We start from the raw sequence: 20274 nt of genomic DNA, 5'->3' as shown, positions 1-20274 counted from the left end.
AAACACTCACTCGCCTTTCTCCATACTTTGGATAGATTTTTCTAACGCTATAATAAATTCATCGATTTCCGCTTTTGTTACCGGCAATGGAGGTAAAATCCGCACCACGTTTGGACCCGCAGTCAGGATAAGCAGCTGATGGCTGATCGCCTTTTGGACAATCTCCGGCGCTCCTGACTCAAATGCCAATCCTTTCAATAACCCTTTGCCGCGGATATCTTTAATGATGGAAAACTTCTCTTTCAAACTTTGAAGCTGTTCATCAAGATATTGTGAAACTTCATTCACATGATCCAGTACGTTATTTTCAAGCAAATAGGTAACAGTCGCCACTCCCGCAGCAGTCGCCAGCGGATTACCGCCAAACGTGCTGCCATGGCTCCCAGGCTCAAAGCCTTGTGCTGCTTTTTCATTGGCAATGATGGCTCCGATTGGAAAACCCGAGCCCAGTCCTTTCGCCATACTGATTACATCTGGCTCTATCCCGTATTGCTCGTAGGCGAACAATGTGCCGGTTCTGCCCATTCCTGTTTGAATCTCATCGACCATTAATAGAATATCGTTTTCCTTGCATACTTGAGCAAGCTTGCTTACCCATTCCTGATCAGCAGGGATGACGCCTCCTTCACCCTGCACAAGCTCAAGAAGGACGGCTGCAGGTTTACGTTCTGCCAGCTGACCTAAGGCATCCAAATCATTAAATGGCAAGTAGCTGAACCCAGGCATCAGCGGTGCAAAACCATGCTGGATCTTTTCTTGCCCTGTAGCTGTTAAGGTGGCTAATGTTCTGCCATGGAACGATTGAGTAAAGGTCACGACTTCGGATGTGCCGCTATTTTTTACTTTATTTGCGTATCGTCTTGCCAGCTTAATGGCTGCTTCATTGGCTTCAGCGCCGCTGTTGCAAAAAAACACCTGATCGCCGCAGCTGTTTGCCGTAAGCAGCGCTGCAAGCTGAGCTTGATTAGGTATATGATAAAGATTTGAGCAGTGCCATAGATTTTGCAATTGCTCCTCCACTTTTTGCTTCACCGCATCGGGAACATGCCCCAAATTACATGTGGCTATGCCTGATGTGAAATCTAAATATTGAACTCCTTGATCATCCCATACATAACTTCCTTTTCCCTTTACTAAAGTAACTGGGAAGCGGCTGTAGGTAGCCATCAGCGGAGAAGTTAGGGAGAGTGGCTGTGTCGCTGTCATAATACAATCTCCTCTTCTAGAACAATTTTCGTGCCGATTTGCTTGCCATTGATATAATCAATTAACCCATTTTTTTCAAAGCCATTAATAATGGCAACTTCAGGTATATTATAGGAAAGGCCGTCAATAGCAGCCTTTGCCTTTGGAATCATCCCGCCATAAATCGTTTTGTTTTCAATTAATTTTTCAATTCCGGATTTACTTACTTTATCAAGCTTCGTCTTTACGCCATCTTTCTCCACTAAAATGCCTGGAATATCGCTGATGAAGCACAAGGCAGCCTTTAATTCCTTGGCGACTGCCGCAGCGGCAACATCGCCGTTTATGTTATAACGCTGTGAGCTGCTATCGATGCCGATTGGTGAAATAACAGGAATAAATCCTTGATCAGCTATATCTTCAATGATTTTTTTGTTCACCTCTGTGACTTCTCCGACAAAGCCGATCGTTTTCGCCTCATTTACCGGCCTTGCCTTTAGGAGCATTCCATCCACACCGCTTACGCCCAGCGCCTTGCCGCCTGCCTCGATGAGATTCCTTACTACCTGTTTGTTTACTGACCCGCTTAGAACCATTTCCACTACATCCAATACTTCATGGTTAGTCACTCTTAATCCATTTACAAAGGTGGTCTCTACATGAAGTGTTTTTAATAGGGATGTAATCAACGGGCCGCCGCCATGGACGATAACGGGAGCCCATTCACCAGATTGATGCAGCTTTACCACATCTTCATAAAACGATTTTGGAAGATTTTCTAACACACTTCCGCCGCACTTTATGACTGCATATTTCATTTTTCTCCTCCTTATGTGCGGTAGGATGCGTTGATTTTGACATAATCATAGGTTAAATCGCATCCCCAGGCCGTGGCATTCTGGTCTCCCTGATTTAACTCGGCTGTGATCTTTATCGTATCCAACTCCAAATATTCTTTCACTTCATCTTCCACTATGGGGCAAGGCAGCCCATTTTCAAAAACGTTATACGGTCCTAAACACACCTTGATATTATTAGGATTTAGCGATATTCCGCTATATCCAATAGCAGTGACAATTCTTCCCCAGTTCGGGTCTGTTCCATAAATGGCTGTTTTTACAAGATTGGAAGAGATAATGGACTTTCCGACTGCACGTGCATCCTCGAAGGAGCTGGCCCCGTTTACTTGGACTTCAATCAGCTTGGTTGCCCCTTCCCCGTCACGGGCAATTTTTTTGGCCAGATCTTCACAGGCAATTTGCAGCCCTGCTTTGAATAGGTCCCATTCCGGATGGTTTTTTGTAAGCTGGCCATTTCCTGCCAGCCCATTCGCCATAACCAGCACCATATCATTGGTGCTTGTATCTCCATCGACTGTAATCATATTAAAAGATTTATTCGTCACATCTTTTAAGGCTGCCAGCAAATCTTCTTGGGCAACGTTCGCATCTGTTGTCACAAATCCAAGCATGGTTGCCATATTGGGATGGATCATTCCAGACCCCTTTGCCGCCCCGCCAATCGTGATGGTCTTTCCATCTATTTTTATTTGGACAGCGATTTGCTTTGTACAAGTATCCGTTGTTAAGATCGCTTCTTTAAAAAAGGATTCATTTTCATATTCTTTATCCAGGATTTGGTGAATTCCTGTTTTCACTTTATCCATCGGCAAAAGTTCACCAATGACCCCGGTCGAAGTGACAGCAACAAGATGTTCTTGGATTCCAAGCTGCCCTGCGAACTCCTTTTGCATCTCATAGGCATCCTTGATTCCTTGCTCCCCCGTACAGGCATTGGCATTCCCAGAGTTCACAATGATTGCTTGAATTTTATTTTCTTTAGCGATGCTTTCCTGGGTCACTAATAATGGGGCCGCCTGAAATAAATTCGTGGTATAGACTCCTGCAACGGCAGCAGGTACTTCTGATACGATGTATCCCAGGTCCATTCGCTTTCGTTTAATCCCACAATGAATTCCGCCAGCTTTGAACCCTTTTGGTAATGTGACACTTTCATTTTCCAATACTATGATTTCTTTTGCTGTTGTTGCCTGCATTTTTAAAAACCCCCTACGGTTCCCTGTTGATTTATACAAGACTATTGATCTAGTAATTTCCTTTATATTGCCTATGGATATAATGGTATGTCATCAAGCCCTGTCCTGACATCCCAGCCATTCATTAAGTTTACATTCTGAACTGCCTGGCCTGCTGCGCCTTTCACCAAATTATCAATCACTGAAATAATCGTCAGGCGATTGGTACGTGAGTCGACATGGAGACCAATATCGCAGAAGTTAGTCCCCATCACTTCTTTCGTTGCAGGGATTGAACCTTTCGGCCTGATCCTGATAAATGGGTGATTTTTATAAAAAGCAGTATAGATTCCCCAGACCTCTTCTAGGGAAGCCTTGTCAGTTAATTTGACATAAATGGTGCACATGATTCCTCTTGTCATTGGAACTAAATGGGTAGTAAACGTAATCGGCATCGAAAGACCTGCTTCATCTGCCAGCACCTGTTCAATTTCCGGAATATGCTGATGGGCACCAAGTTTATAAGCTTTTAGGTTTTCATTAATCTCTGCATAATGGGAAGTTAAGGAAAGCCCTCTTCCTGCTCCAGATACGCCGGATTTTGCATCTATAACAATAGAATCATAATCTGCCATATTTGCCCTTAAAATCGGTATTAACCCGAGAGTAGAAGCAGTAGGATAACAGCCCGGATTGGCGATTAATTTGGCGGATTTTATTTGTTCGCTATATATCTCGCTTAAACCGTAAACCGCCTGCTTCAGGTAATACTCCTCTGCTGGAGAATGCTTATACCATGTTTGATATTCTTCCGATGACCTGAGGCGGAAATCACCGGACAGGTCGATACATGTCATTCCTGCTTCCATCAGCTGAGGTACAAGATTACTGCTTACACCCGATGGAGTAGCAAGAAATACCACATCGTTTGTTTCGGAAAGAGCGGCGGCATTAAATTTTTCAAGCGGATGGTCGACAATCCCTGAAAGGTGAGGATAACTGTCGCTAAGTTTGTTTCCAGCCTGTGAGTTGGAAACGACGGATCCCATCTCAAGGTATGGATGCCTATGGATCAGCCTGATCAATTCAATGGCTCCATAACCTGTACCCCCAATTACTGCAGCTTTCATCTTTGTCATCTCCTGTGTTCCTCATAATGAATTATTATACATACTAACAAATAATTATTCAATATGTAAATTTGCTAATTTTCTATTAATATCAAATATTTATCGTTGTTTTATTGAAAACGCTTCCATTAATCCTGTGTATAAAATTTAAAGTCTAAAGTACTTATCAAATAAAAAAACGTACCCAATATCCTTAGTGAATATCAGGTACGCTCCTCAACATTTTTTTTACAGGTTTCCTGATGGCTTGCGCCGTTTAACGAAAATGAAGGCAAATCCTATTACCAGCACAATTAATCCAGCTGCTAGTAAATTGTACGAATTAGTTGCTGTATTTGGCAGCTTCGTATTGGAAGCCGGTTCATTAATCACTTTGCTGTTGCCGCCAACTTCAAAAACAGTAAATTTGCTAAAGTGAGGCGTTTTCACCTCCACTTTTCCATCCTTATAAACAGCACCAGGTACCAATTCCCAAACCATCGTTTGTTCATTGTAGTAGTAGACTTTTAAATCGCTGGTATTTTTCACCTTGCTGATATCAACAACAAATGTTAGTGTAATGGGTTCAGCAAATTGGTGAACTTCTTTTCCGTCTATCATAATCGTAAACTCGTAAACAGAGCTCTTGGCTGTGTCGACATCCGATGCACGCTTGACTTCAATAACAAGATCTTTGCCATTGACAAGAATGCTCGATGGAATCGAAACATTCACTTCATCATTGCTCAGTACTAAAGGAATTCCTTTTTCCTTCAATTGATTCACTTGGTCTTTCGTAAGTCCAATATTTACTGAATGATTGCTGCCTAAATCGATTGTTATGGAACTATTATTTTTTACTTTTTTAATGGCATCTTTTAGCTCGTTACGGTCGATTGATGCTTTCCCATTGTTAATAACTGGTTTAATCGATACTGCTGGCACATCCACTTGTGAATTTCCAGTATTACCTTGTCCATTCCCGGTTGTATCTCCTGGGTTTGATCCTGGATTATCACCTGGTTCGTTCCCAGCTGTACCTCCCGGCTCTGTTCCAGAATTATGAACTGTAGCGATTAATTCCTTCGTATCCCTAACACGAATCCTTTCTCCCTGTGCAAAGGATCCTGATAGGCCAGTTGCTTCTAAAGTGTCACCGGCTTTAAGTTCCGGTACCGGACCACTTTGATTCTCAATGTAACCATCAGTAAATACTAATACATCACCGGAACCATCATTGACATAATAGGAATTCTCATCGAACTTGGAAACCACAGTTCCTTTTACTTTAACTAGCAAACCCTGGTTACCAGGAGAAGTTGCTTCTCCAGTAGCTACCAATTTTGGCTGTAGCGGTTCCCCTGTTCCAATTTTGATAACATCCCTATCAAAGCTGGTAAATTCAAGCTCTTTATTATTTTCAAATGTTTTTAGGTGACCATATACCCGAACTTTATCTCCAGCCTTCAGCGAACCATCAGGTACCTCTTGGAATGCCATAATACCGCCCGTTTGATCCTGCAAGTAGAAGGCGTCGAAGAATACACCGGCACCTGTTGTTACTGTACCTTCTACTACAACATTCGTATCATCAGCTAGGTTTCGTGCATCCGCAAGATTGGTTACTTGCGTTTCTCGATGTGCCAGCCAGTTCAATGCATTTAAGGAGAATTCATCATTCCCTTTTGGTTCATAAGATTCATCCATTTGTTTATCATTAAATATGTTCATGCCAGTGACGATTACCCGGCCTTTATCACCAATTTCCTCTGAAGCAATCAACGGAATGGCAGACCCGCCGGACTCATTTGAAACGGCATCATAAGTATATCCGCCCTTAATGTTATTTTGGTAGGTGGTTTCATTTCCTTTTGCAAGAATAACAACCTTTTGACTGTCGGAAAGCGGCTTATTATCGGCACCTGTTAAACTTGCACCACTATAGTAATCAATAAAGGAGACTCTGTCTGTGATGTAGTTAGACACAAGATCGGGATGGACTCTAACTGCCCAAGGACTGACCGCTGGATCCGACCAGAAATTCCCTGTTTTACTATCATCAAATACACCATCATTATTAACTCTAATAGCTGTCCCGATTTCTGAAAGTAATCCATTATTTATGGTAGAATCAGAGCTGTTATTACTCTTACCTGCCATTAACAATGAACCGCCGTTTTTCACAAATTTAGCAATCGCAGCATTTTCACCTGCAGAAAACGGCGATCTATTTGCTGTAATCACTAAAACCTGTACATTTTTTAATGTCTCTTCTGTTATCGCTGCCTTATTCTCTGCTACCGTGTAGCCCTCTTTCTGGAGCAATAGCGTAAAGGTTTTTAAGTTGTCCTTATAGGTTCCATTGTCACCACTGGTATTTTCATTTCCATGGTAAGCATCAATCAACACTTTAATCCCGAGAGGCTCTTTAATGGTTACATCCGTTGCAAAGGTAACTTCCCCGATATCAAGATCATCTAAGGATGTCACAACAGCAATTAATTGATGATTGCCTTTCACTGGGTTCTCCCAAGTCACAGATGCAGTAGATGAACTTTTTGTCAGAATAGATGAGATAGTGTTTGTCCCAATAAAATGATTCTCATTTACTTCATCGTAATAAAAATCTACCTTGAGATTTTTTATTATTTCTGTCCCATTATTGGCTGCGGCTGCCTTTAAAGTTGCGGGATTTCCGCCAACAATAACGCCGCCATCAATATCAATGCTGTTAATTTTTACATCAACGGCTTCTTCTTTTGACCAAATTGGTGCAGAGTATATACGCTCTCCATCCTTTTGAGTGACTTTTACTACAAACCACTGCTGTCCGCCTGTCACTTTATATTCAGGATTCCAAGTGAACTCTTTTTCCATAGGTGAAATCGAATCAACTACTTTTCCGCCATTTGTAATCAATTCTACTTTCTCAATTCTATCATCCGATTGATAACTAGTTGGAAGGTAATTATAATCACTTTCATTATGCTTCTCTGCTACAGAATCACTTCCGGAAATAGAAAACTTTAATGTTTTACTGTCAACTGTAGAGCCCATGTAGTAGCCATTTGCTAATACGTCTAATGTAAAGTTTGGATCTTCTTCCATATATACTCGCATATTGCGCATAGAATGGAGAAGTGATTCCTGACTTAAGTCATCGGCAACAATAACGGTTCGTGCATTTACCTGTCCCCAAGTCCCTTCATGGTTATCCTCCCCATATGTAGGAGCCACATGCCAGCCTAAATCTAATGCTGAAAAAAACTTTCCTTCGGCATTGGCATAGCCATAGTGTCCCGATCCATTGCCTACTTCCAGCATTGTGAATAACTTATCAACTTCACTATCATACGGTTTAAAGTTGTTAAACGCGTTCGCAGACATATCTGGATGGTTAAATTGGCCGACGATATCATCATATGTGATGACCCATGCATAATACTGACTCAAGTCTTGATATTGTTTTCCATTTATATTTCGGTCAATAAAGTTCTCAGAACCGAAAATATTAGAGTGTCCCCACGTAGTAGACGTCATTTCAAAGGCTGGGAAGACAACATAATCATCCGTTGTATATTGGTCAGCAAGATCTTTCGTTAATTGCCAATCACTTCCGCCTGAGCGTTCCTGCATACCATCACGGACAACTGTATCTGTTCCTAATTTTTCTGGATCAATATCATGTGAATGATCGGAGAATGCAAACCAATCATAGTGATGGGCAAGCCCTGCTTTTAATGCATCTTCAGGTGTACCTGCAGCATCATGTGAGATGTTTGTATGATTATGGGTGGTTCCCCGATAATGATTTCCCCCAGTAAAGCGCGGGACTACTTCAAAGGTCCATTCTTTTACGGTTTCATTCCCGATTACATCTTTTGCCGCAACCTTAACCTTATGCTTGCCAAGGGCAAGATCGGCAACCGGCTTGTATTTGACTTGTGTTTTACTTATGCTCGCAGTTGGTGCCTTCAGTTCTTGATCATCTAGCCACAATTTGACTGTTGTTCCATCAACACCGCTTGGATCTTGAATCATAGCAGAAATTTCAGGTGTTGGGCTTTCTACCTTCGTATCGTTTTGCGGTGTTTCACTATTAATATCCGGTCCATATGTGTCATCAACTAATGAAACAGTATATGGTGATTCACTGGTTCCTGCAAATTGAGTTTGTGTTCCTGCTTTCGCTTCAATAAAATAGTCAAATCCCATTTGTGGTACATTTTCTGCTTCTAATTGAACCGTGTAACGGCTATCGCCGTTATGGATCATTGGTAATGCAGTGTAGTCATCATGACCTTCCGCTCTGTAATAAACTGTCACAGACTCTGCTCCATCTGCATTGGCCGCAAACTCCACATCCGTCCCTTTAAATATCTCTGTTAATGGAGTATGTGTAATACCTAATATCGGTGCAATATCCTTTAAATCACGTGGATATAATTGGTACCCGTTTGTTGCTGAAGCATTAGTGGTATACTGGCCTAATACCCCAGTTACTGTATAACTTTTTCCGGCGGCAAGATCTGTTTCAGGGTTAATATTGGATGCTGCCATAACCCTTATTGTAGTAGATTTACTATTTTCATCCACAAAGGTCACATTATAATTGGAGCCTGAAGCTGCAGATGCCGAAACTTTTCCTGTTATCGTGACAAGGCTGCCTTCCAGTGGTTCTGCCACAGCGAAGTCAGTCGAATCAGCAATCGTAAGATTTTTTGGGTCTGGCAGTTGATTACCTTCACTTATTTTCTCAATGGAAGTAGGTTCCAGCTCAGTTAAACCATTATATTCTATCACTTTTCCCGTTATTTTTAGTTTATCCCCTTTAACAACAGGGAAAGGCGTTTCAAAATCAGTACTAAAAATATTGATTCCCGCTGTATCATCTTGAAGGTAGAAATTCTGTTTTTGTGTCCCAAGTATTTGGTTATCAACTGTTGCAACACCTTCAATGGTAAAGAACTTATTCAGATTTTCTGGCTGCCCCTTTGAAGTGGAGGCACGTACATCAGCAATTTTTTTTAAAGAACTAATATCTGCTTTAGTAACAGATACAGGGATACTTTCCAACTTAATCCCCTTTGCTGAGTTCGTTAACTGGGTAACATAGACAGCAGCTGGAGCATCGTTTATGGTAACAGAGAAACCGCCGTCAGACCCTGCGTTTATTGTTTCTGTATTTAATCTTTCAGCCTCCGCTGCTGTACTATCCGGATAGACATTAATGATGGCATTTGCCTCAGCAGCATCCTCGCCTCCAATTAGCGTGCCAACACCATCTGTAACCACATAGCTTAACTTTCCTTGGTCAACCGATGAACTAGGCTGTGCCAGATCAATTTGGATGGCAGCACTTTCATCCAAATCCCCTTGTGTAGAAGCAATAAATACAGAAGGCAAAGCTGCTTTTTCAGAGGTGAAACTGATTTCAAAGGAGCCGTCTTCTGCTGCTTCAGCAGTTGCAAGAGCTGTTCCTTTGGAAGCTGTATTATATACCCTAATAGTGGAATCGGCTTCAGCAGCTTCCGCAGAGCCCTTTATCGTCACCAAAGTATCTTGTTGTAAAAATTGAATATGATTACCCTTAGGCTGCAAGCTTATCTGTGGAACCATTGGCTCTTCTGCTGGGCTGGCAGTATTTTTTGGTTCAGCAACTGGACCGACATAGAAGTCCGCTGCATTATCATCTGTGTCCCACGCATTCCCTTTACCAGGAGATGGGTCAACATTTGAATACGGTCTGCGCTGAGCACTTTTAGTATTAGATAGTGTCTTTGTTGGCGCTAATCCTTCAAATCCATTAGCAGAACCAAAACCAACAAAATCGACTGCATTCTCCGGCACTTCCCCTTTTGCCTGAGTGGTAGTATTTAATAAAGCCACTTTCCCCGAGGTTCCAGACATAGAAATTCCACCAGTTGCATCTGGAGTCGGAAGATCATTGCCGGCAGCACCTCCACCTTCAGAGATCAGGTAATAACCATGAGCCCCAATCGTCCCGGTCAAAGCCGTTACCTGCCATGTACTCCCGCCAGAAGAACCATATTGGACAGACCATCCATTTAAATCTATCGGTTCATCAGTTGGGTTATACAACTCTATGAAGTCTTTTTTATAAGGAGCAGTCCCCCCAGAAGCACTACTATTTCCTCCCGCTCCAAAAACCTGCGAGATCACAACATGATCAGCCATGTCTGCGTATACCTTACCAATTAAACTACTTGGCACTAATGTACTCACTAGCAGCAGAATTGCTGTGAGCATACTCATCCAACGCTTCGTCCTCCTATTTCTTACCTTCATCCACTAACCACCCTTTGATTGATCAATTTTACTACATCAAATAGGGATTGCCGCCTTTTTTGACATAATAATCTGTATTTCTATATTATTCTACAAAATTTTTAACACTATGAAAATAGTGTTAATGATTTTTTCTTAACTTTATAGTAAAATAATTTAAGAATTCCTATGTATTTTTAGCAAAAAACGTATATTAATGGATTTTTTTTATTGATTATTTGTATTTTGGCAAAAAAGAGTAGCAAAATTATATTTATTCATATTCAGGGGGCTTATCAGTGGCTATAAACAGATTTCGACAATTACCTTCATCAATGAACTGGTTATCTTTATTTCTAATTTTTCAGATAATTAACTTTTTATCTAATCCTGTTCCGGCTCAGGCTCACTCCTATAGCGCAAGTTATACAAACCTAACAATGAGTGAAAATAAAACTGAATTAGTTTTTACACTTGATACCTTGTCTATACTAGAGTTAATCCCTGATATCGATCACAATAAAAACTGGGTATTAGAAAACTCTGAAATAAAAAAGGAAAAACACCATTTAGAGGAATTAATTACTGAAGGACTTACTCTTGATAAAAATAATCAGGAACAAACGCCAACAATTAAAAAAATGGAGATCGTAAAAAAGGAAAATAAAGAATTCGTATCCATTCACATGATTTTCCCTAAATTCTCTCCAGGTCAAACGATTTCATTTAATGACGGTTTTTATTTTAATGATTCTGCCACCAACTATGTAGACCTGATTTCAATATCGTACTTAGGACAAAAAAGCGAGGCAGTTCTTCAGGGGAAAGACCGAACTTGGACCATATTACTGACAGAAGTTCAGCAAGAACAGGGATCTGAACAAGCTATCACACAGCAGCACACAGAGGCAAGCCAAGCAGAGAAAACACAACCAAGCCAAGCAGCCGCATCCACATCTTGGTTTTCCTTTTTCAAGCTTGGCATGCTCCACATTTTAACTGGCTATGATCATCTATTATTTTTATTTGCCCTGCTCTTTCGAAAACAAACCTTAAAACAATATTTAGCTATCATTACGTCATTTACCATTGCTCATAGTATTACACTAAGTCTTGCGGTTTTAGGCTGGGTTTCCCTGCCATCCAAGTTTGTTGAAGCTGTCATTGCATTCAGCATCTGCTACGTTGCAGTGGAAAATATCTTTCGAAAAGAGATCAAACATAGGTGGAGTATTACATTTTTATTCGGCCTCATCCACGGACTTGGTTTTGCAAGTATTTTAAGAGAAATGGCGATCCCTAAAAGTCATCTGGCAGCGGCACTGATTAATTTCAATGTTGGAATTGAATTCATCCAACTACTAATCGTGTTACTTCTTTTACCTGTCTTAACCGTTATTCAAAAACAAAATTTTTATGGAAAAACCGTCCAAATTGGCTCCATTATGATTACTAGTTTAGGAGCATTTTGGCTAGTCCAGCGGTTATTTTTCTAATTGAATACAAAAAGGAATAAAAGGGTGAGCCTGGCTCACCCTTTTATTCCTTTTTGTATTTATGGATTAGAATGCAAGAGCTTTAAAATATTTCGTAAGACACTAACTGGTATTTGTCCTGGGGCGGATGCAGCTTTGGCTGCAGCAAATGTAATGGCTGAACCAAAAACTTCCCCTGATAGACGGCTGATGGTTCCTTTTCCCCCCATTGAAATGGTAATAAATGGTCTATCAGCATACATTTCTGACATGGCACTGCTCGCAGCTAACAAGGTAAGCACATCGTCGCTGGTATTAGGCATCACAGCAATCTTTGGCAAATCCCCGCCTATGTCCTGCGCTTTCCGTAATCTTGAAATGATTTCCTCTTTTGAAGGCGTTTTGATAAAATCATGATTGGAAACAATCACTAAAACGCCCTGCTGATGAGCAAATTGGATAAGTGCCTTGACTTGCTGTTCATGATTCATTAATTCCACATCAATTAAATCAGCCCAGCCCGTTTCGGCAATCCCTTTGTTTAATTGGAAGTAGTATTCTTTGCCAATCTCCTTATTCCCACCTTCCACTGCACTTCTGAAGGTAAAAATAAGCGGGATATCGAACAGAATAGAACGAATTTGCTCAAGAGCACTTTTGACAGCAGCTATATCCTCAACCTGTTCAAAAAAGTCCGAACGCCATTCCACCAAATCAACTTCTAAAGTCTTTAGATTAATGGCTTCCTCTATTATTTCCTGTAATGTTTGCCCCACAAGAGAAACACATATTTTCGGAATTCCTTCTCCAATCGTGACCCCTCTAACCGTTTTTGTTCTTTTCACCTTTTTTCCCCCATCTACGATCATTTTCTACTTTAAGGGCAGTTTTTCAATAATTAGATTGGCAATCTCTTCTGGAGCCTTGTCATCGATATTAATTTTTATATGATGATTCGCATACATGGCTTGTCTGCTATTATAAAGCTCTTCCATTTCCTTAAAGGTTTTGTTTTGTAAAATGGGACGTGTATCCATTAACAATGATACTCTGTCCTTCCAGTTTGCAAATGAGATATCCAAATAAATGACAAGGCAGCTGGACAAGCAAGCATTTCTCACTTCTTCTTGAAGGAACGCCCCGCCGCCAGGTGAAAGAACCAGATTTTTTTGCTTGCTTAATTCAGCAATCAGCCTTTTTTCTCTTTCCCTGAAAGCCGCTTCCCCATACTCTTTAAATATTTGTGAGACAGACAGATGAAATTCTTTTTCAATTCCTTCATCTATATCGATAAACTCACGGTTTAGTTTTTTGGCAACAAGCTGGCCGACAGTAGTTTTTCCAGCACCCATAAACCCAATAAAGACAAGATTTTTATCTGTTATATTTTTCAATGTATTCCCACCTGTTATTAGCATTTCAAACATAAAATAGGATAGATTAATATTATAATAACAGCTGCGTTTAGTAAATATTCTGCCATATTTATGTTTGATTAATAGAAAAGAGACTCGAAACGAACCTCTTCCTTTATTGCTTCATTTTTGGGTCAAGGACATCACGCAAACCGTCTCCCATTAAGTTAAATCCCAGAACCGTCAGCATAATAGCGATACCAGGAAAAAACAATGTCCAAGGAGCCTGCACTAAATAATTTTTCGAATCTGACAGCATTTTTCCCCATTCTGGTGTCGGTGCCTGAGCACCCATCCCCAGAAATCCGAGGGCAGCCGCTTCAATGATGGCTGTAGCGATAGCCAAGGTTGCCTGAACAATGACTGGAGAAATGCTATTTGGCAAAATATGCCTTAATAAAATGCGTGAATCCTTCATTCCAATCGCTCTGGCAGCCATGATATATTCTTCCTGCTTGACACTAAGCACTTTAGAGCGGACGAGCCGCCCAAAATTCGGAATATTGACCACCGCAATTGCAATCAGGGCATTTCGCAGCGAAGGTCCTAAAATTGCCACAACCGCTATGGCCAGAAGGATACTTGGAAAGGCAAGCATAATATCAAAAATTCTTGAAATAAAGCCATCTACCCAACGTCCATAGTAGCCAGCAATAATACCCAGCATGGTCCCAACGATGACTGATCCTAACACCGAAAAAAATCCTACCCATAAAGAAATTCTCGCCCCATAAATGACCCGTGAAAATATGTCACGCCCAAAATCATCTGTCCCAAACCAATGCTTGCCGGAAGGCGCCTGCATCCGCTCTGTTAATACCTGCTCCTTAAAGCTATATGGAGCAAGAACAGGAGCGATAAGAGCAAGGAGGATAAAGATCACAACAATCACTAAACCAGCCAGGGCCATTCGGTTTTTGTAAAAGGATTTCCAAGCCTCTCTCCAAGGAGATACTGAATTTTCATCAAGGGGGGGCGCTGTCATTTCAGCTGGATTTTTTACCAGTTCTGCCACTATTACTCCCTCCTTTAATTCGTATACTTAATTCTAGGATCTATAAACACATATAATAGATCCACGATTAAATTGATCAGTACAAAGATAGCAGCAATCACCAATATCCCGGATTGAATAACCGGATAATCACGGTAGGCAATGGCGTCATATAAGTAGCGGCCAATTCCCGGCCAGCCAAATATGGTTTCCGTTAAAATGGCCCCGCCCAATAATAAGCCGGCCTGAAGGCCAATGACAGTTAGAACAGGAATAACCGCATTTTTCAAGGAATGCTTATAAACCACCCAAAACATTCCAAGTCCCTTGGCTCTAGCGGTTCGAATGTAATCAGATTTCATGACCTCCAGCATCGCGGCCCGGGTCATTCTGGCGATAATTGCCATCGGAATGGTCGCTAATGCTAAACTTGGCATAACTATATGCTGCAGCACGGTGCCAAATTGATCAAACCTGCCCTGCAGCAAGGTATCAATTAAGTACAGGTTAGTAATGGCCGATACGGGATTACGGACATCCTCTCTCCCTGTTGTCGGCAGCCAGCCTAGTTCAATAGAAAATGCCCATTGCTCCATTAATCCCAGCCAAAATATCGGCATCGAAACTCCAATCAGGGCCAAAACCATGGCAGTATAATCAAACCAGGACTTTGAAAACCAAGCGCTAATAATCCCGGCATTGACCCCAATGATGACAGCAATCAGCATGGCAGCAATAGTCAATTCCATCGTTGCAGCTAAAAATGGCCAGATTTCCTCATTAATCGGCCCTCTGGTCCTTAGGGACGTCCCTAAATCACCATGAAGCAAGGAATTAACATAATCAAAATATTGTATGTACCAGGGCTTGTCCAAACCTAATTGTCTAGTTACTTCTGCGATGGCCTCTTTGGTAGCTCTTTGTCCAAGAATCATCTGTGCAGGGTTGCCAGGAATGGCGTGAATGATAGCAAAAACAACAAGCGTCATCCCAATTAAAACAGGAAATAGCGATAAAATACGTCGGGCTGTATATGCAAGCAACCTTCTCACCCTTTCATGTTAACAAAAGGGAGGCAAAAGCTCCCTCCCCCATGTTCCCTGATTATTTAAACTCCACATTGGTCACGGCTTCAGAGCCTGTTGGATGCGGCAGATAATTGGCCACATCTTTAGAGGCTGCCAATAATGGTGTTGAGTGAACAAGCGGAACCCATGGAGCATCTTCTTTGATGATTTCTTGAGCTTTCTTATATAACTCATTACGTTTTGCCTGTTCTGTTTCCGTCTGGGCTTCGATCAAAATATCATGAAGCTCGTCATTGCTGTAATACGAGTAGTTATTGCTTCCAATGCTGTCTTTGTCTAACAGCGTATATAGGAAGTTGTCAGGATCCCCGTTATCACCTGTCCAGCCCAACATAAACATGTCAAACTCGCCTTTTGCCGCTTTATCTAAATACGTAGCCCATTCCACTGACTGAATTTTGGCTTTCACACCAATTTTGCTTAAGCTATCTTGAATAACCTCAGCCACCTTTTGGGCCTCAGGCATGTATGGACGGGCGACAGGCATTGCCCACAAATCGATTTCAAAGCCTTTTTCGTACCCTGCTTCTTTCAACAATTCTTTTGCCTTTTCTAAATCATAGGGATAATCTTTAATAGCATCGTTATAGCCTTCGATAGAAGGAGGCATTGGATTGACAGCCGGTTCCGCTTTTCCGCCATAGAAAGCGTCAATGATAGCCTTTTTATCAATGGCGTAGTTCATCGCCTGACGGACTAGTTTGTTATCAAATGGTTTTCGGGTAGTTGTCATGCCAATATACCCAACGTTCATGGATGGACGTTCAATCACTTGCAATTGGTCATTAGCTAAGACTGTGTCCTCATCAGAATTGTTCAAGCCGTCCATGATGTCAATTTCCCCGTTTACCAAAGCGTTAAGACGTGCCGTATTTTCAGGAATAACACGGAAAATGACTTTGTTTAGCTTTGGCAGTCCCTCTTGCCAATAGTCAGCGTTCTTTTCAAGGGTAATCGTATCGTTCTGCTTCCATTCAACGAATTTGAATGGGCCGGTTCCAACCGGATTGCTTCTGAAATCATCACCGTACTTTTCAACCGCAGCAGGGCTCGCAATCCCAAATGGAGACATGGCCAAGTTCTTTAGGAACGGTGCCTGCGGCCGTTTTAAAACAAATTGGACCGTATATTCATCTACTGCCTTTACTTCACTGATCACGTGGCCTTCATCATTTTTATAACCGCCAAACATGGTGTAATAAGGGAATTTCTCTTCATCGCCGTTCATCCAGCGCTCGAAGTTAAATACGACAGCTGCTGCATTGAAATCAGTGCCGTCATGAAATTTAACCCCTTGGCGAAGATGAAAAGTATATGTTAAACCATCCTCGCTTACATCCCATTTTTCAGCAAGTCCTGGATGAATGGTTGTATCCTGGTCACCATACGAGACTAGTGTTTCAAAAATATTTTCTGTAACCTTAAAGGCTTCCCCCTCTGTGGTGGTAATAGGATCAAGTGAAGTAGAATCCCCGCCTCGGCCATAAACAAGCGTATCTTTTTTTGAACCGCTGTCTGATCCCGAATCCTTCTCACCGGATGTTTCACTAGACTTGCCGCTGCAGCCGGCGAGAAACATGCTGATAGCTAGCAAGGCAATCAACAGCATTTTAAATGACTTCTTCTTCATAAGCGCTCAAATACCCCCTAAATTTTTGTTTGTTTATCATAATTGCTGCCTATTATTTGTTATATAAATGACAGGCAGCATAATGACCATTGAGATTATGCTCGATCGGTCTCTCCGTTTTGCATATATCCATGCACTCTTTGCATCTCGTATGAAAGGCACAGCCTGAAGGTGGATTTGCCGGGCTTGGCAGCTCTCCTTCTATTAAACTAGTTTGTTTTTTTAAATCCGGATCTGGTATTGGCACGGCTGATAGCAGCGCTTTTGTATAGGGATGCAGAGGATTTTCATAGATTTCTTCACTGTCCGCGAGCTCTATTAACCTGCCTAAATACATCACACCGACACGGTCACTAATATGCCGGACAACCCCTAAATCATGGGCGATAAATATGTAGGTCAGATCAAACTCCCTTTGAATGTCCTTCATCAAATTTAGCACCTGTGCCTGAATGGAAACATCGAGTGCTGAAACCGGTTCATCAGCAATAATCAATTTGGGCTTGGTCATCAATGCTCTGGCAATTCCGATCCTCTGGCGCTGTCCGCCGCTGAATTGATGCGGATACCGTTTGGCATGGCAGCTGCTTAACCCCACCACCTCAAGCATTTCCTTTACCCGTTTTTTCCGTTCTTCCTTTGTTCCGATTCCATGGACAATCAGCGGCTCTTCCAGAATTTGTTCGACAGAGTTCCTCGGGTTCAGTGAAGCATAGGGATCTTGAAAGACCATTTGAACATCACGGCGGACTCTTCTTAATTCTGCTTTTGACATTTTGTTAATTTCCTGATCTTCAAACATGATTCTTCCGTCACTTGCTTCTATTAAACGCATTAGCAGCCTTCCTGTGGTTGATTTGCCACAGCCGCTTTCCCCGACAATCCCTAATGTTTCCCCTTTTTTTACATAAAAAGATACATCATCTACCGCTTTGACCTCACCGAGTTTTCTTCCAAATATCCCGCCAGTGATAGGAAAGTATTTTTTCAGGCCGTTCACTTCAAGAAGTAATTCCGACATTCCGCTCACTCTCCTCTTTCAATGTATGTAGGAAACAGCGCACTTCATGTCCGGCTTTTTCCGAATTATATAATTCTGGAGCTTCCGTGTGGCATTTGCCGAACACTTCTTGGCATCTTGCCGCAAATCGGCAGCCATTCTTGACGGTTCCAGGCGCGGGTACCGTTCCGGGGATACTATATAGCCTATCTTTTTTGACCCTTAAATCTGGCACGGACTTTAACAGTCCCTTCGTATATGGATGATGCGGATCTTTTAAGATTGTCCTCACATCTCCTTGTTCAACGATTTGGCCCGCATACATTACGACGACACGCTGGCAAATTTCGGCTACAACACCTAAATCGTGGGTGATGAGAATAATCGAAGTATTAGTTTTTTGATTTAACTCTTGCATGAGTGCCAATATCTGAGCCTGAATGGTAACATCCAGCGCCGTTGTAGGCTCGTCCGCAATCAGCACCCTTGGATTGCAGGCCATCGCCATGGCGATCATGACCCTCTGTCTCATCCCTCCAGACAATTGGTGGGGATATTCTTTCAGAATACCTTCTGCTCTTGGAATGCCAACCAGTTTCAATAATTCAAGACTTCGGAGTTTCATTTCTTCCTTGGATAAATCGGTATGCAGGCGGATTGCTTCCATCAGTTGATTTCCGATGGTAAACAATGGGTTTAATGAGGTCATTGGCTCTTGAAAGATCATGGAGATTTGATTGCCGCGGATTTTCCGCCAATCCCTTTCTGTAAACTTCGTTAAATTTTTTCCTTCAAAAAGAATTTCACCCTTCTCGACTTTTCCCGGAGGTGCAGGAATTAACCCCATTATGGCCAAAGAAGTGACACTTTTTCCACTCCCTGATTCTCCGACAATTCCAAGAATTTCACCCTCATTTAATTCAAAACTTACCCCATCAACTGCAGGTAAAAAATCTTTTCCTGACTGAAACGACACTGTTAGATCATTTATTTGCAGAATAGGTTTTTGGCTCATATTTACACCTGCTTTATCCGTTCTAAGACTTCATAACCAACTAATTTCAATTCTACAGTTAATTTTACAAATATTATGACATATATCACCTTTTGTTTTTGTCATAATTTGTAAGATAGATAAAAATATTCCAAAAAAACATCTGGTGCCCGACTCCTTCAATTCGGAGATGCCAGGCACCAGATATTTTAAACTTATCGAGATCAAGGGATAACAAGGCAAAGGATTTTTGCGTTTCCTGCGCCGCCGCAATTTCCTCGTTTAATTTTTGGTAGAAAAAAGCCCGATTTGGCAGTCCCGTTAAAAAATCTTTCAAAGCCAGCTGTTTCAGCTGCTTCTCATAAATTTTCCGCTCCGTAATGTCTTTATAGACTGCTACACCGCCTTCCCATTCCCCCTCCAAATCATATATGGGCGCATAAGAAGCTAGAACATCGATGATTCTTCCATCCATTGAAAGGAATAACCCGCAAATTTTCTATTTAAGTCCCCTAATTTCTCTGTAACAGGCACCTTTTCCACATAAGTGATTGGTTCCTTCTTCTTAATTGCTTTAAAGTAATTGACTTCTACGGTTTTATATATTTCTTGAGCCATTATTTTCTTAAGAGGCTCCCCAAATAAGTCCTCATCTGCTGCCCCCCAAAGCTCTCTTGCAGGTTTATTTGCCAGCACGTATCTCAGCTCGTTCCCCTTTTCCACCTTCGTCAGATAGACTAAGTCAGAAATCGAATTGAATAATCCAAAAAATAAATCGATCTGGTTGAGCTCTTTAATATTATAGATTTCGTTCATATGCTTGCCTTTCTACAGTAATCAATGGTAATCCAGCTTTTACTCCTCAAATAAAAATTGTCTCTAACTTCATTATGGCGCTTCCGCTCCAACGATTTCCTCCGTTTGGACCTGGACTTTCGGCTGGTAATGTCAAAATAATTTGTTTCATCAGGATGGCCGTAAGCAAGCTATTTTCAAGGACAAATCACTTATAATATTCCATATTCATAGTAGGATTATAAAACTGAACATAATTTTCTCCC

At 41.5% G+C, this 20274-nt stretch carries 15 protein-coding genes; 1 reads left to right on the top strand and 14 read right to left on the bottom strand.

Features of this window, described 5'->3' with window-relative positions:
* Positions 1 to 6 precede the first annotated feature (6 nt).
* From NFS43_RS12440 to NFS43_RS12420, 5 genes are all read right to left on the bottom strand, one after another.
* The gene (locus NFS43_RS12440; protein WP_251551996.1) at positions 7 to 1206 is read right to left on the bottom strand and encodes an acetylornithine transaminase; all 1200 of its coding nucleotides are present in this window, start codon (positions 1204 to 1206) and stop codon (positions 7 to 9) included.
* Positions 1203 to 2003: an acetylglutamate kinase gene (gene argB / locus NFS43_RS12435; protein ID WP_251551995.1), complete on the bottom strand. Its 801-nt coding sequence runs from the start codon at positions 2001 to 2003 to the stop codon at positions 1203 to 1205. The genes NFS43_RS12440 and argB overlap by 4 nt, the downstream gene beginning before the upstream one ends.
* An 11-nt stretch (positions 2004 to 2014) precedes the next feature.
* Entirely contained in the window at positions 2015 to 3241 is a 1227-nt protein-coding gene (gene argJ / locus NFS43_RS12430; protein WP_251551994.1) for a bifunctional ornithine acetyltransferase/N-acetylglutamate synthase, read from the bottom strand.
* Positions 3242 to 3312: 71 nt separating this feature from the next.
* The gene (gene argC, locus NFS43_RS12425) at positions 3313 to 4350 is read right to left on the bottom strand and encodes an N-acetyl-gamma-glutamyl-phosphate reductase (protein ID WP_251551993.1); all 1038 of its coding nucleotides are present in this window, start codon (positions 4348 to 4350) and stop codon (positions 3313 to 3315) included.
* A gap of 228 nt (positions 4351 to 4578) precedes the next feature.
* Entirely contained in the window at positions 4579 to 10638 is a 6060-nt protein-coding gene (locus tag NFS43_RS12420) for a lamin tail domain-containing protein (RefSeq protein ID WP_251551992.1), read from the bottom strand.
* 419 nt (positions 10639 to 11057) lie between these two features.
* On the opposite strand from NFS43_RS12420, the gene NFS43_RS12415 reads away from it, so the two are divergent.
* Entirely contained in the window at positions 11058 to 12113 is a 1056-nt protein-coding gene (locus tag NFS43_RS12415) for a HupE/UreJ family protein (protein ID WP_251551991.1), read from the top strand.
* Positions 12114 to 12172: 59 nt separating this feature from the next.
* On the opposite strand, the gene aroD is transcribed toward NFS43_RS12415, so the two are convergent.
* The 9 genes from aroD to NFS43_RS12370 form a co-directional block, all read right to left on the bottom strand.
* Entirely contained in the window at positions 12173 to 12937 is a 765-nt protein-coding gene (gene aroD, locus NFS43_RS12410; RefSeq protein WP_251551990.1) for a type I 3-dehydroquinate dehydratase, read from the bottom strand.
* A gap of 27 nt (positions 12938 to 12964) precedes the next feature.
* Positions 12965 to 13444 (bottom strand): shikimate kinase, encoded by a 480-nt coding sequence (locus NFS43_RS12405; RefSeq protein WP_420910331.1) that lies wholly within the window; start codon positions 13442 to 13444, stop codon positions 12965 to 12967.
* A gap of 178 nt (positions 13445 to 13622) precedes the next feature.
* On the bottom strand, positions 13623 to 14522 hold the full coding sequence (gene nikC, locus NFS43_RS12400) for a nickel transporter permease (protein WP_420910330.1): 900 nt from the start codon (positions 14520 to 14522) through the stop codon (positions 13623 to 13625).
* A gap of 14 nt (positions 14523 to 14536) precedes the next feature.
* A complete protein-coding gene (locus NFS43_RS12395; RefSeq protein WP_251552021.1) occupies positions 14537 to 15544 on the bottom strand; it encodes an ABC transporter permease in 1008 nt (335 codons plus the stop codon).
* Positions 15545 to 15605: 61 nt separating this feature from the next.
* Positions 15606 to 17219: an ABC transporter substrate-binding protein gene (locus NFS43_RS12390; protein WP_251551989.1), complete on the bottom strand. Its 1614-nt coding sequence runs from the start codon at positions 17217 to 17219 to the stop codon at positions 15606 to 15608.
* Positions 17220 to 17271: 52 nt separating this feature from the next.
* A complete protein-coding gene (locus tag NFS43_RS12385) occupies positions 17272 to 18240 on the bottom strand; it encodes an ABC transporter ATP-binding protein (RefSeq protein ID WP_251551988.1) in 969 nt (322 codons plus the stop codon).
* On the bottom strand, positions 18221 to 19234 hold the full coding sequence (locus tag NFS43_RS12380) for an ABC transporter ATP-binding protein (RefSeq protein WP_251551987.1): 1014 nt from the start codon (positions 19232 to 19234) through the stop codon (positions 18221 to 18223). Before NFS43_RS12380 ends, NFS43_RS12385 begins: the two co-directional genes overlap by 20 nt.
* 85 nt (positions 19235 to 19319) lie before the next feature.
* Complete coding sequence (locus tag NFS43_RS12375; RefSeq protein ID WP_251551986.1) at positions 19320 to 19688, bottom strand: diguanylate cyclase domain-containing protein; 369 nt, start codon at positions 19686 to 19688, stop codon at positions 19320 to 19322.
* Positions 19661 to 20029 (bottom strand): PAS domain-containing protein, encoded by a 369-nt coding sequence (locus tag NFS43_RS12370; protein ID WP_251551985.1) that lies wholly within the window; start codon positions 20027 to 20029, stop codon positions 19661 to 19663. Before NFS43_RS12370 ends, NFS43_RS12375 begins: the two co-directional genes overlap by 28 nt.
* Positions 20030 to 20274: the final 245 nt, after the last annotated feature.

Source organism: Neobacillus muris (genome assembly GCF_943193175.1).
Lineage (GTDB): Bacteria > Bacillota > Bacilli > Bacillales > Cytobacillaceae > Neobacillus > Neobacillus muris.
This window is presented reverse-complemented; position numbering and strand designations above follow the sequence as displayed.